The organism is Paenibacillus sp. FSL H7-0326 (genome assembly GCF_001955535.1).
Classification (GTDB): domain Bacteria; phylum Bacillota; class Bacilli; order Paenibacillales; family Paenibacillaceae; genus Paenibacillus; species Paenibacillus shunpengii.
Genome location: NZ_MPVN01000003.1, coordinates 139,690 through 152,810 on the forward strand (window position 1 = coordinate 139,690; position 13,121 = coordinate 152,810).

9 protein-coding genes are annotated in these 13,121 nt (G+C 48.4%); all 9 read left to right on the forward strand.

All coding sequences use genetic code 11. The features are described 5' to 3' along the window. Nucleotides 1-46 precede the first annotated feature (46 nt). Complete coding sequence (locus tag BK126_RS16590; RefSeq protein ID WP_076313674.1) at nucleotides 47-1,840, forward strand: sensor histidine kinase; 1,794 nt, start codon at nucleotides 47-49, stop codon at nucleotides 1,838-1,840. After that, nucleotides 1,815-3,431, forward strand: a complete 1,617-nt coding sequence (locus BK126_RS16595) for a response regulator transcription factor (RefSeq protein ID WP_076313675.1) — start codon at nucleotides 1,815-1,817, stop codon at nucleotides 3,429-3,431. Before BK126_RS16590 ends, BK126_RS16595 begins: the two co-directional genes overlap by 26 nt. A gap of 183 nt (nucleotides 3,432-3,614) precedes the next feature. Beyond that, nucleotides 3,615-4,553, forward strand: a complete 939-nt coding sequence (locus tag BK126_RS16600; RefSeq protein WP_076313676.1) for an ABC transporter permease — start codon at nucleotides 3,615-3,617, stop codon at nucleotides 4,551-4,553. 21 nt (nucleotides 4,554-4,574) lie between these two features. Then, complete coding sequence (locus BK126_RS16605) at nucleotides 4,575-5,483, forward strand: carbohydrate ABC transporter permease (RefSeq protein WP_076313677.1); 909 nt, start codon at nucleotides 4,575-4,577, stop codon at nucleotides 5,481-5,483. A 40-nt stretch (nucleotides 5,484-5,523) separates the two neighbouring features. Next, complete coding sequence (locus BK126_RS16610) at nucleotides 5,524-7,086, forward strand: ABC transporter substrate-binding protein (protein WP_076313678.1); 1,563 nt, start codon at nucleotides 5,524-5,526, stop codon at nucleotides 7,084-7,086. 202 nt (nucleotides 7,087-7,288) lie between these two features. Next, nucleotides 7,289-8,299: a LacI family DNA-binding transcriptional regulator gene (locus BK126_RS16615; RefSeq protein WP_076313679.1), complete on the forward strand. Its 1,011-nt coding sequence runs from the start codon at nucleotides 7,289-7,291 to the stop codon at nucleotides 8,297-8,299. A gap of 294 nt (nucleotides 8,300-8,593) precedes the next feature. Further along, the gene (gene iolC, locus BK126_RS16620; RefSeq protein WP_076314087.1) at nucleotides 8,594-9,628 is read left to right on the forward strand and encodes a 5-dehydro-2-deoxygluconokinase; all 1,035 of its coding nucleotides are present in this window, start codon (nucleotides 8,594-8,596) and stop codon (nucleotides 9,626-9,628) included. 60 nt (nucleotides 9,629-9,688) lie between these two features. Then, nucleotides 9,689-11,149 (forward strand): CoA-acylating methylmalonate-semialdehyde dehydrogenase, encoded by a 1,461-nt coding sequence (locus BK126_RS16625; protein WP_076313680.1) that lies wholly within the window; start codon nucleotides 9,689-9,691, stop codon nucleotides 11,147-11,149. Nucleotides 11,150-11,173: 24 nt separating this feature from the next. Then, complete coding sequence (gene iolD, locus BK126_RS16630) at nucleotides 11,174-13,111, forward strand: 3D-(3,5/4)-trihydroxycyclohexane-1,2-dione acylhydrolase (decyclizing) (RefSeq protein ID WP_143757740.1); 1,938 nt, start codon at nucleotides 11,174-11,176, stop codon at nucleotides 13,109-13,111. Nucleotides 13,112-13,121: the final 10 nt, after the last annotated feature.

Genomic DNA, 13,121 nt, shown 5'->3' on the forward strand with positions numbered 1-13,121 from the left:
AGTTGATAACGTTTTCATTCGTTATAGAAAGTGGAGAGTGCAGCAGATGAAACTCCGTTCAAGATCATCCTTGCGTTTTAAATTTATCACCGGCTTTTGCTTGATTATGGCTCCGCTCGTGCTGTTTCTATACTTTAACAATGTGTATGCGATGAGTGTGGTTCGCGACCAGGTATCTCTGACCAACCGAAACTATGTCCTCAAAAATGTCGAAGAGAACGAGCGCATCCTTAAAGAAACCAATCGCTACTTATATAGTTTGGGGGAACAGGATCCAGATATCATTTCGTTGTTTTTTCTGCCCTATGGCAGTGGAGACTACACGATTGCGAAGCAGAGGATCGTAAATAAATTCAGGACAGATCTCGGGTTCTATGATCTCCTGGACGGCTTGTTTCTGTATGATACCGTTCATAAGGATACGCTGCTAGCTACACAGCGGGGGTATGATGAGAAAATAAATGCTCTCTCAGCCATTATGCCTGCAGCTGCTTCGGCAGACGCAGAAGTCCCGACACATAAATGGGAAATTGTTCAGACCAAGGGAACCTATCATCTCGTAAAAACGGTGCGTATTAACGAGCAATTCATCGCTGGGGCCTGGGTGCCGATCAACAGCTTGAATGAGCGTATACACCGTGCGGATTGGGGCGAAGGCGGAGGATCGGTTATTTTATCAGGAGAAGGGGAGGCGCTCTCCGGCACAGTGGTGCCTGACAATGTGGTGAAGCTTGCGTCCGCATTTCAATTAGAGAAGTCAGAAGAGGATTCGCTCTACGAAATCGTAGGTGATTCTGAACGCGAAGAACGATATTTACTAATTGACGTTCCCGCACATGACGGAGCCATTCATTATGTCGTTATGCTGCCCGAAGCGAGCATTGTACGGAACCTGCCTGTATTTCAGCAGATTATCCGGTTTATCCCAGTCGTGGCTGTTCTACTGCTTGTCTCTGTATTGTTCTTCTTGAGACAGGTGTTGTTTAAACCGATGAATACACTGATAACCGGAATGAGAAAGGTCAGCAGGGGCGATCTGAGTGTGAAGCTAAGACCATCCTCTTCGCCTGAATTTACTTTTGTAACAGATACGTTTAACCAAATGACCGAAGAAGTCCAGCAGCTGAAGATAAGCATGTACGAGGAGCAGCTTCGTGTACAGGAGGCTGAGCTCAAGCAGCTTCAAATGCAGATTAATCCGCATTTTTATCTCAATTCACTTCACATTATTCATAGTCTTGCCGCACTTCACAAGCATGAGCTCGTTCAGAAGATGGCGGAGCATCTTGCCGGCTATTTTCGCTTCAGTATGCAGGCGGATCGAAGCCTGATTACGATCAAGGATGAAATCCTGCATATTAAAAATTATCTCGAAATTCAAAAGCTGCGTTTTCCTGAACGTCTGCAATATGGGCTGACCATGAATCCGGATATTGAAGAAATGCTGATTCCACCGCTCACCATACAGCCTTTTGTAGAGAATTCAATTGTCCATGGCTTCCGAAAAGGGAGGAGCATACTACATTTGGATATTATGCTTGATTATGTCCCCGATGAACAGCAGCTGACCATACGAATTCAGGATAACGGCACGGGTTTCTCCGAGGACGTACTCGTAAGGCTTCAGCAGGGAGAGCTGCATCCTGAAGAAGCAACCGGACGAAGCATTGGAATATGGAATGTCAAGCATCGGCTTGAGAAAGTCAAGGGATTCGAGCCTCGGATACAGTTTGAGAACGGCCCTGATGGCGGAGCCTTAGTATACTTGACGATTAACTATACAGAGAGCAGCAACGTGAGAGAGGAGAATAAGGATGTACAGCTTGCTCATCGTGGATGATGAATATTACGCGCTGGAAGCCATGAAGCATGCCGTGGATTGGAGTGATATCGGATTTGACAGGTGTTATACGGCGATGTCGGCTGACGAAGCAAGAGAGGTTCTCATACAAGAGAAGATCGATATCATGATCTGTGACATTGAAATGCCGGAGGAGGATGGGCTGTCACTCCAAAGCTGGGTCCGGGAGCAAGTGCCGCAGCTGGAGACCATCTTTTTAACAGGGCATGCTGAATTCTCTTACGCGCAGAAGGCAATTCAGATGCACAGCTTCGATTATTTGCTAAAGCCGATTCAATCCGCTGATCTGATCCATACCGTAAAGCGTGCTATGGAGAAAAAGAGTCTTGACGATGAATTTGCTCGATTAAAAGAACAGTATAGGGATTATCTAAATGAAGAGAGATTCTGGAGTACGAAGCGAATCACTAAATTCTGGAAGGATCTATATTCGGGCCGTTCTCCGCTCACAGAATCTCAGTTTCATGAGCTGAAGCTGATCTATCACGCAGATGTTGAGGGAAGTGCGAGCATACTGCCAATTCTATTCAAAGTCGAGGAGTGGCTCAGAATATTCCCGGCCAAGGACCTGGATATCCTGGAGTTCGGGCTCTGCAATGCGGCAGAGGAGATTGTGCTCAGCGGTGCAGCGGGACATGTCATTCTAGATCAAAGGGGATATGTCCTTATCCTGCTCCAGGAGCCGCTTCCTGCCCATCAAATACTGGATCATTGCAAAGATTATATTGCCCGATGCAGTACATATCTCTCGGCCCGGATCTCATGCTGTATCGGAAATTATACAAGCATATGGAAGCTTCCCGATGCTTATAAGATGCTGATGCAGGAGCATCGGCACCATATCGCAGGAAGTGAGGATGTTTATTATCTCCGCTCAGACCGCGCAGGACATACAGATGTGAAGGAACTGGTGCCTCTGCCTTGGATCGAAGATATCGCCGTGCTGCTGGCAACCGGAAAAATCAAAGAAGTACTGCAAAAGACAGATGAGCTCATTGACTGGATGCAGCAACAGAGCTCGCTCACCGCTGAGCTGCTGGAGTCATTTTATCACGCGCTGCTTCACACCATCATTTCGCTTCTGCACAAGAACGGTATTGCTCTACACAGCTTATACTCAGGAGATGAGCCTATGGAGAGAGAAGTGACACGCTCGATCCAAACGCTCAGAGATTGGGCGCATCAGTTAATTACACGTGCATTTGCACTTCTCCATCCAGAAGGGGAGGATACGTATTCTGCGATTGAGAAGGTCTGTCTGTATATTAATGGAAGGCTTGATCAGGACTTGGGCAGGGAGGAGCTGGCTGAGTTTGCAGAGCTGCATCCGGCTTATTTATCAAGGCTTTTCAAAAAAGAAAAAGGCTTGTCCATTTCGGATTATATTGCGCAGGCGAGGATTGCAAAGGCGAAGGAGCTGCTCTGTACAACCCTGTCGACAGTAACCGATATTGCAAGTAAAGTCGGGTATTACAATTATCAACATTTCACGAAGATGTTTAAGAAGCATACAGGTATGACTCCCCAGCAGTATCGAAGAGAGTACAGTCAGCGGATAGAAAGGCAATAAACACAAAGGACGGTCGTTTAAGAACGGTCGTTCTTTTTGCATAAATGACGGATGTCATGAAAACACATACCTGGGGTTACGAGACGTGATATTCGGCAGGCCCGACACCTTCTTATAATAAAGCTACCGCTGCAGTAGGAGGGGCTGTGAAGCTTATGAGAAGGGGGAGTCGAAGGTAAAGCTATGCCACACACAGTAAAGAAAAAAAGGACCATACTGTACAACCTTAAGAAATACAAGGTGCTGTACCTTATGTTTTTGCCGGGTGTCGTATTTTTGCTGATCAACAATTATTTGCCGATGTTTGGGGTTGTCATTGCTTTCAAGAATGTGAACTACGCGGATGGAATTATGGGGAGTCCGTGGGCGGGGCTGGACAATTTCAAGTACTTGTTCGGTACCTCTGACGCATGGGAGATTACACGCAATACACTGGCCTACAACGTCGTATTCATTCTACTCAATCTGGTGCTTGGTGCAGGCCTGGCGATCTTGCTCAGTGAAGTAAAGGGGAGATTCTCATCCAAGTTCTATCAATCCGTGATGCTGCTTCCTTACTTCCTGTCCATGATCGTCGTAAGTTATCTGGTGCTTGCCTTCCTGGGCAAAGATTCAGGATTTATGAACACCAGCTTCCTGCCGTTATTCGGCAAGGAGCCAATTGATTGGTATACGGAGACGGAATATTGGCCTTACATTCTGCCTTTCGTCAATACCTGGAAGAACATTGGCTATTATGTGGTTATTTATTTGGCTGCGGTCATTGGCATTGATGAAGAGTATTATGAGGCTGCTGTACTGGATGGAGCGGGGAAATGGAGTCAGGTATGGTATATAACCGTGCCGTTCCTCTATCCGTTAATGATTGTTATGACACTGCTTCAGATCGGACGTATTTTCTATGCAGATTTCGGGCTGTTCTATCAGGTACCGCTTGAATCCGGTGCGCTGTTCCCGGTCACTAACGTGCTTGATACGTATGTGTACCGTACGTTCCTGATTGGTGGAGACATCGGCATGTCGTCAGCTGCAGGTTTGTATCAGGCTGTAGTTGGATTTGTGCTTGTATTGGTGTCCAATTCCATCGTCCGCAGGATCGATAAAGATAACGCACTATTCTAGTCAAGGAGGAGAGTTCCTGATATGAGTTCCCGTAAACCGCTGCATATATCGGGCAAATCGAAGGTTGTCATTCATGCCTTTTTTATCTTCTACGCCGCTATATGTATTCTGCCGCTTGTGCTTGTGCTGTCTATTTCCCTCTCAGATGAGACAACAGTCATCGCAAACGGATACAAGTTCATTCCCGAGCGGTTTAGTATAAGCGCTTACGATTTCTTGTTCAAAGATATGGAGCAGATCGTTCGCTCTTACGGCGTATCCATCTTCGTAACCGTTGTTGGAACCGTCATCAGTGTAGCGTTGACCGCATTTTATGCGTATCCGCTGTCGAGGCGGGACCTGCCGTACAAAGGCTTTTTCGCCTTCTTCATCTTCTTCACCATGCTGTTTAACGGCGGATTGGTACCTTGGTATCTCGTTTATGTCAATCTGCTTGATCTGAAAAATACGTTATGGGTTCTGATCATGCCGATGCTGATGTCTCCATTTTTTGTACTCGTCATGCGGACCTTCTTCGCCAATTCCATACCTGTCTCGATTCTTGAATCTGCGAGAGTGGATGGAGCAGGAGAGCTGCGGACATTTATCAGAATTGTGCTGCCGTTATCACTTCCCGTACTTGCTACGGTAGCGCTGTTCAGTACGCTGAATTATTGGAACGACTGGTATCTGAGTATGATCTTTATTTCGGATAACAAAACGATCAGTCTGCAGTATTTAATGTACCGTACTTTGCTGGATATCCAGTATTTAACGAGCAATTCCAACGTTGCTTCGCAGATATCTTCACAAGGTGGAATGCTGGATCTTCCGAACAAAACGCTGCAGATGTCTATGGCGGTCGTAGGGATTGGACCAATTGTGCTCGCATATCCGTTCTTCCAGCGTTATTTCATCAAGGGTCTGACTGTAGGAGCTGTAAAAGGCTGATTTTATGTTTTCATAAATCATTATTGGGAGGTCTATGCAGATGAATCAACAGAGAAAGGCTCGGGGGACACGTGCAAGGAGGAAGCCTTTATTCCTCGCTGCAATTCTAACCTTCGTCATGGTGCTGAGTGCTTGCGGAGGAGGAGGAGAAGCGGAGCCTGTGAGCAGTAATACAGGAACGAGCGGAGGTACAGATTCAGGTGGTAAAACGGAGAAGCCTTATGAAGTCTCCCTGTTCTATCCGGGAACTCCGCAGAAGGACGTTGCACTCGTAGAAGCGGAGATCAATAAGTATATGGAGCCAAAGATTGGCGCAACGCTGAAGATTAATGCCATCGATTGGGGCCAATGGGATAACAAGCTGAACCTCATGATCTCGTCGGGGGAGAAATCGGATATTATCTTTACGGCAGCCTGGCAGAATTACACAGTCAACGTGGCGAAGAGCGCGTTCCTGCCGCTGAATGATCTGCTGGAATCTCATGGACAGGAAATTGTCAAGAATTTGGATCCTGCCTTCCTCGAAGGCTCCCAGGTCGATGGAAAGAATTATGGCGTACCGAGTAACAAGGAGCTGGCAGCGACCCGTGGTGTCCTCGTCAGAAAGGATCTGCTGGAGAAGTACAAATTGGATATAACCAATGTGAAGACTTGGGCAGATCTGGAACCGCTGCTCAAGACCATCAAAGAGAATGAACCGGGCGTGACTCCATTCTACATGTCCAACTCTACAGGAAATGGTCTGCTTGATAACCTGGATTGGGACTATCTCGGCGACGCCTCTGTTCCGGGTGTTATACGTAAGATGGGTTCCGAAACTACAGTGCTGAATGAGGTGGAGACACCGGAATTCAAGGAAGCAGCAGCGCTTGCCCGCAAATGGTATGAGGCCGGCTACATTAATAGTGATGCAGCAACCTCGACCGTCTTCCCTAAAGATCAGGCCAAGGCAGGTAAAGTGTTTATGTGGACGGACGGGATGAAGCCGGGCAAGGACAAGGAAGAAGAGAGCTATGTCGGATTCCCGCTCACTCAGATTGAGATGACGCAGCCGACCATAACGACAGGTGATACCTCAGGAGCCATGCTAGCCATCTCCCGTACTTCTGAGAATCCGGAGAAGGCCATGCAGGTCATTAACCTGCTGCACTCCGACCCGGTTGTCAATAATTTGCTTAACTTTGGAATTGAAGGCACACATTATGTGAAAAAAGAAGGCAGTGACAGCATCATCAGTCTTCCTGAAGGAACCGATCCGAACAACAGAACCTATAACCCGGGTGCTCAGTGGCAGCTTGGAAACCAATTCCTAAACTACTTGTGGGATAATGAAGATCCAGAGAAATGGGATAAATTTAAAGACTTTAATGCCAGAGGTGTGAAATCGCCTGCACTCGGATTCACGTTCAATAGCCAGCCGGTCAAGAACGAGATTGCTGCTGTCAACAATGTTAACAAGCAGTTCAAGCCTGCACTGACCTCCGGTGCCGTAGATCCAAATGAAATGATTCCCAAGTATGCAGAGAAGCTGAAGGCAGCGGGTATCGATAAGATCATAGCGGAGAAGCAGAAGCAGCTGGATGCATTTTTGGCCAAGAAATAAGGTTAGGATATTATTGGTGTCATCATTTCTGACCAGCACCCCAAGCGGGTGCTGGTCTTTCCTATTTTGGGAGCAAGGAGATCTCATAATCAAATTTTTTTGCCAATACGATGTAAATTTCCTATAATATCAGACATGCAGGTTAACACGTCTTTGCAACCCATGAACTAGACGACAAATCTTAAAGGTGAACGAAAAAAGGATGAAACCAACCATATATGACGTAGCGAGGGAGGCGGGGGTTTCCATTGCTACTGTATCGAAGGTGCTGAATAATAACGGCCGCATTAGTGATAAGACACGGAAGAAAGTCAGCAGTGTCATGGAGAAGTTAAATTATCAGCCCAGCATGGTCGCTTCAGCACTGACCAGTCAGCGCACGGGCACCATTGGACTGATGGTTCCTGACATTGCGAATCCATTCTTTGCAGAGGCTGCCCGTTTCTTTGAGGATTATGCTCAGCAGACAGGCAGTGACCTCATTATTTGCAGTACGGATCGTGATGATGACAAAGCGGCCCGCTATATCTCTCTCCTGCAGCGAAAACGTGTCGATGGGCTCATCATTGCCTCCCATACGGGTAATCCCGAGCTGGTTCACCGGCTGCTTGAGGATAAGGTGCCTACTGTTCTCTTCTCCGCTGACATTCGATTGCTTGAATGCAACAGCATAACGGTGGATGATTATAAAGGCGGTTATATAGCAACGGCATATCTTCTGTCTCTCGGTCATCGCAGGCTGGGTATTATTTCTGACAATTTGCCTGGAAGCAGGCTTAGAGAGCAAGGGTTTATCGATGCGCTGAAGGCATACGAGCTCTCCCTTGATCATCAAGACCAGATGGTTCAAACCTCGGCTACGCTGGAGAACGGCCGCAAGGTTGCCCGCCGAATGCTTGGGCAGCAGGCTGATAAACGGCCGACAGCTATTTTTGCATGCAACGACCTGCTGGCGATCGGGGTAATAAAGGAGGCGAGCGAAGCCGGCTTGTCCGTCCCCAGAGACCTATCCGTCATCGGGTTCGATAACACGATGCTTGCTGATATTTGCCATCCCTCTCTAAGCAGTATTGCACAGCCTCTTCGAGACATGACGGAGCAGGCAATGCAATTGCTGAATGAATCTATTGACAATCCGGATGCGATAAAACGTAAGATTTCACTGCCTCCTGAACTTATTATTCGCGATTCCACGAGTAAGACCCCTGAGTAATCAGGGGTCTTTACTATGCATATCAACTCTCCATTAAAATGAAACGCTTCATTCCTGAATCTATCACTTCACACTTCGCACCTTGCAATATAGATGCAGAAAAAATTAAGTGAAGCGCTTAATCCAAAAATTGTATTGTAAATCGCTTACATATAGAATATAATCTGCATCATAGTAGGTTAAGCGCTTACCCTATATATTGTTGATTTCTATCCCTAAGGAGGAATAGCAATGAAAGGAAAGCCTTTTAATGTTGATGGTGGCCCGATCCTAGACCACTTCGATCAACACGAAATGACACCAATCCACTCTCCCTTCCCTCTTAAGTTTGACCCCAACAGATCGATGGATCTGGCAGCTCTCGGTCGACTATGCATCGATCTGAACGCAAACGAGACAGGACGCCCAATGGAAGACACATTAACCTTTACGAAATATGTAGGCGGCTCACCGGCTAACATCGCGATAGGCGCGGCAAGGCTCGGTTTACGCTGCGGCTTTATCGGCAAACTTGCCTCTGACCAGATGGGGCGTTTTATTCGAGGCTACCTGCGCAAGGAAGGCATCGACGACAGCCAGGTGATTGATGATACGACCGGCGCGGTTACAGGTCTTGCTTTTACCGAAATTAAAAGTCCTCAAGATTGCAGCATATTGATGTACCGTGATAATGCAGCTGACCTGCTGCTCAGTACAGAGAACATTTCGGAAGACTATATTCGCAATACGAAGATATTGCTTATTTCTGGAACCGCTCTGGCACAAAGCCCCTCCCGTGAAGCGGTGTTTCTGGCACTGGATTTTGCTGTGAAGCACGGCACGAGAGTTTTTTTTGATCTCGATTATCGTCCTTATACTTGGAAATCAAATGCCGAGACGGCGGTGTACTACAATCTGGCTGCTGAGAAATGCGACTGCATTATCGGAACACGCGAGGAGTTCGACATGATGGAAAGCCTGTACGGTAATTCAGTTTCTAACGATCAGTCCACAGCGAGCCGCTGGTTCTCGCATCGAGCACAGCTTGTTGTCATCAAGCACGGCGGGAGCGGATCCATCACATATACAGCTGACGGAGGATCGCATCGAAGTGGTATTTTTCGTACGAAAGTATTGAAAACGTTCGGAGCAGGTGACTCCTATGCCTCTGCGTTTATATATGGACTGATGAAAGGAGAGAGCGTCGAGGAAGCCATGAAACGAGGTGCAGCTTCTGCTTCAATCGTGATCTCTCGGCACAGCTGCTCGGACGCGATGCCTACGGCTGAAGAGCTGGACCATTTTATACAGAATAATGAGGAAATTGTGGAAACAGTTCCGAAGACATAGCCAAGCAGCAGATTAATCACAGAACCGAATGCACGAAATCAGGAATCGGAGGAGAGTCGTATGAAGAAGCAGGCAGTGAAAGTATTGGATAACTATATTGGGGGAAAGTGGACTCCTGCATCAGCATCAGGAACCGAAGCAGTTTATAATCCCGCTACGGGTGAGACACTGGCGGAGGTTCCGTTATCCACTTCGGAAGAGGTGGGCCGGGCAGTTGCAGAGGCAAAAGCTGCCTTCAAGGCCTGGTCCAAGACACCCGTGCCAAGAAGAGCACGCATATTGTTCAAATACCAGCAGCTGCTGGTGGATCACTGGGAAGAGCTGGCGAAGCTGATCACCGTCGAGAACGGAAAAAGCTATAAGGAAGCTTATGGGGAAGTCCAGCGCGGCATTGAATGCGTTGAATTTGCCGCCGGAGCTCCCACACTGATGATGGGACGGCAGCTGCCGGATATCGCCGGTGGTATTGAATCAGGAATGTACCGTTACCCCGTCGGTGTTGTAGGAGGGATTACCCCTTTTAATTTTCCCATGATGGTTCCGTGCTGGATGTTTCCACTCGCGATTGCCTGCGGAAATACATTTGTATTGAAGCCGTCCGAACGCACACCACTGCTGGCAGCGCGACTTGCCGAGCTGCTGGAGCAAGCTGGACTGCCGGCAGGGGTGTTCAATATTGTACACGGCGCACATGATGTGGTGAACGGGCTGCTGGAGCATCCGGACGTTAAGGCCATTTCCTTTGTCGGCTCCCAGCCGGTGGCGGAGTATGTCTACAAGAAGGGGACTTCCCACTTGAAGCGTGTTCAGGCTTTGGCAGGTGCCAAAAACCACTCCATTGTGTTAAAAGATGCAGATCTGGCCAGCACCGCTTCACAGATCATCTCTGCTGCGTTTGGTTCAGCAGGGGAACGCTGTATGGCCTGCTCCGTCGTAACCGTTCAGGAGGATGTGGCGGATGATTTGATAAGCCAGCTGCTCCGTGAATGTGATGACATAGTTATCGGTAATGGTTTAAATGAAGGTACGTTTCTTGGTCCGGTGATCCGCCAGAGCCATAAGGACAGAACTATCGCTTATATTGAACAGGGGATTACCGAAGGTGCCGAGCTGCTGCGCGACGGCCGCACAGATACGGCTGTTAAAGGCGATGGGTACTTTATCGGTCCGACGTTATTTGATGGGGTTACTCTGCAAATGAAAATCTGGCAGGAAGAAGTGTTTGCGCCAGTACTGTCTATTATGCGTGTTAAAGACATTGAAGAGGCAGTCGAAATTGCAAATCGCTCGCGTTTTGCTAACGGTGCTTGCATTTTCACGAATGACGGCAGTAAGGTGCGTTATTTCCGCGAGAATATCGATTCCGGAATGTTGGGCGTGAATGTGGGCGTTCCGGCACCGATGGCGTTCTTTCCTTTCTCAGGCTGGAAAGACTCGTTTTACGGCGATTTGCATGCGAATGGCAGTGACGGTGTTGAATTTTATACCCGTAAAAAAATGGTCACTGCCAGGTGGCAGTAATAAGGGACGAAAGGCGGGATGAATTTGAGTAAAATCAGAATGACGACGGCTCAGGCGCTGATCAAATTTTTGAATAATCAGTACATTGAAACGGACAGCGGAACACAGCGTTTCGTTCAAGGCATCTTTACGGTATTCGGCCACGGTAATGTGCTTGGCTTGGGCCAGGCTCTCGAAAGGAATCCCGGTGAGCTTACCGTCTATCAAGGCCGTAATGAGCAGGGAATGGCGCATGCCGCTATGGCATTTGCTAAACAAAGCAGACGAAGACGTATTATGGCCTGTACCGCCTCGATTGGTCCCGGCTCCGCCAACATGCTGACGGCAGCGGCAACAGCTACGGCCAATCAGATCCCGGTATTGCTGCTGCCAAGCGATACCTTCGCCTCACGTCAGCCTGATCCTGTGCTGCAGCAAATGGAGCATACTCATAGTGCGGCAATCACTGTTAACGATGCGTTCAAGGCGGTGTGTAAATACTGGGATCGTGTATCCCGTCCAGAACAGCTGATGGCAGCTATGCTTAACGCTATGCGTGTGCTGACGGATCCGGCAGATACGGGTGCTGTGGCCGTGTCGCTCCCGCAGGATGTGCAGGGGGAAGCATGGGAATATCCAGAGTCGTTCTTTCAGAAGCGGATTCACCGCATTGAACGCCGCCTGCCTCACCCGCGTGATATAGCCGAAGCAGCAGATTTAATTAACCAGAAGCGCAAGCCGATCATCATTAGCGGCGGTGGTGTACGCTATTCCGAAGCTGGAGTGCAGCTGAAGTCATTCGCTGAAGTGTTTGGAATACCTTTCACTGAGACGCAGGCAGGAAAAAGCGCGGTGGAGAGCAGCCATGCTTACAATCTCGGCGGTATCGGTGTCACGGGCAACGCAGCGGCAAACAAGCTTGCTGCCGATGCGGATTTGGTTATCGGAATAGGCACTCGCTTTACCGATTTCACTACGGGCTCCAAAAGTCTGTTTCGTAACCCGGAGGTCCAATTTATTACGTTAAACGCTTCACCGTTTCATGCTTCTAAGCTGGATGCGCTGCCTGTCGTATGTGATGCTGCTGAGGGGCTTGATGCACTGACCTCTGCATTAGAAGAACGTGAATTCCGGACCCATTCAGACTATCAAAACGAAATTTTCGCTCTTAAGGCGGAATGGGAGCGTGAGCGAAAGCGTCTAGCAGAAATTGAATATACCGTCGAAGGATTCCTGCCTGAGGTTGCCGGTCATTTGGATGATAAGCTTGACGAGTATGCAGCCGTACTGGGGTCTACACTTACTCAAACCCGGGTGCTGGCTGTGGTTAATGAAAGTATTCCGAATGATGCCATCGTAGTCGGTGCGGCGGGAAGCCTGCCCGGAGACATGCAGCGTATGTGGGAGAGCAGCGTAACGGACACCTACCATATGGAGTATGGATTCTCATGTATGGGATACGAAATTGCAGGTGCATTGGGAGCAAAGCTGGCTGAGCCGGACCGCGAGGTTTACGCGCTTGTCGGGGACGGCAGTTATCAAATGCTTCATTCAGAGCTTGTGACAAGCCTGCAGGAGAATAAGAAAATTAATATTATACTGCTGGATAACGGCGGATTTGGATGTATAAACAATCTGCAGATGGAGCATGGAATGGGCAGCATTGGAACCGAATTTCGTTACCGGGGAAGTGACGGACAGCTAGGCGGCAAACTGATGGCGATAGATTATGCGGCAAGCGCAGCCGGCTATGGTGCAGTAACTTACCGGGTTAGTACCATTGAAGAGCTTAAGGCTGCCATTGATGATGCTCGCCTGCAGAAGATTTCAACCCTGATTGATGTCAAGGTGCTGCCAAAGACCATGACACATGGATACGGAGCCTGGTGGCATGTTGGAGTTTCGGAGGAAGCGGACAGCGAATCGATCCGCGCAGCACAAGAACGGAAACGGCTGGGGTTGGAGCAGGCCAGGCTTTATTAATGAAGAGAAA

Coding starts and splice junctions, on each gene's coding strand:
- BK126_RS16590 (WP_076313674.1), top strand. CDS start 47: ATGAAACTCCGTTCAAGATCATCCTTGCGTTTTAAATTTATCACCGGC.
- BK126_RS16595 (WP_076313675.1), top strand. CDS start 1,815: ATGTACAGCTTGCTCATCGTGGATGATGAATATTACGCGCTGGAAGCC.
- BK126_RS16600 (WP_076313676.1), top strand. CDS start 3,615: ATGCCACACACAGTAAAGAAAAAAAGGACCATACTGTACAACCTTAAG.
- BK126_RS16605 (WP_076313677.1), top strand. CDS start 4,575: ATGAGTTCCCGTAAACCGCTGCATATATCGGGCAAATCGAAGGTTGTC.
- BK126_RS16610 (WP_076313678.1), top strand. CDS start 5,524: ATGAATCAACAGAGAAAGGCTCGGGGGACACGTGCAAGGAGGAAGCCT.
- BK126_RS16615 (WP_076313679.1), top strand. CDS start 7,289: ATGAAACCAACCATATATGACGTAGCGAGGGAGGCGGGGGTTTCCATT.
- iolC (WP_076314087.1), top strand. CDS start 8,594: ATGACACCAATCCACTCTCCCTTCCCTCTTAAGTTTGACCCCAACAGA.
- BK126_RS16625 (WP_076313680.1), top strand. CDS start 9,689: ATGAAGAAGCAGGCAGTGAAAGTATTGGATAACTATATTGGGGGAAAG.